The organism is Aquirufa sp. ROCK-SH2 (genome assembly GCF_054558315.1).
In genome coordinates this window covers 1-461 of the sequence record NZ_JBPXKB010000016.1, presented here as the reverse complement: position 1 = coordinate 461, position 461 = coordinate 1, and the positions used below count along the sequence as shown (strand labels likewise).

Genomic DNA, 461 nt, shown 5'->3' with positions numbered 1-461 from the left:
GCTCTACGACATATACCTATTCAGGTAGTGCACAAGGTCCAAGTACTTCGACTACTACGGGATCATCTGGAGCTGTTACTTATTCTTACGAAGGAACAGGTTCAACGACTTATGCTGCAAGTTCAACTGCACCAACAAATGCGGGAACGTATAAGGTAGTTGCAACTCTAGCAGCAGATGCTAAATACGATGGAGCCACATCTGCGGATTATGCCTTTACAATCACTAAGGCTAGTTCAACTATAACCGTAACAGGAAGCACAAGCTTTACTTATTCAGGTAGTGCACAAGGCCCAAGTACTTCAACTACTACAGGATCATCTGGAGCTGTTAATTATTCTTACGAAGGAACAGGTTCAACGACTTACAGCGCTAGTTCAACAGCACCAACAAATGCAGGAACGTACAAGGTAGTTGCCACTTTAGCAGCTGATTCGAATTACGAAGGAGCAACATCAGCG

Annotated in this window: 1 protein-coding gene; it reads left to right on the top strand. The window is 44.0% G+C overall.

From position 1 onward, the window contains the following. The coding region (locus tag V7S79_RS12215; RefSeq protein WP_459490877.1) for an MBG domain-containing protein at nucleotides 1–461 on the top strand (461 nt) is incomplete at both ends.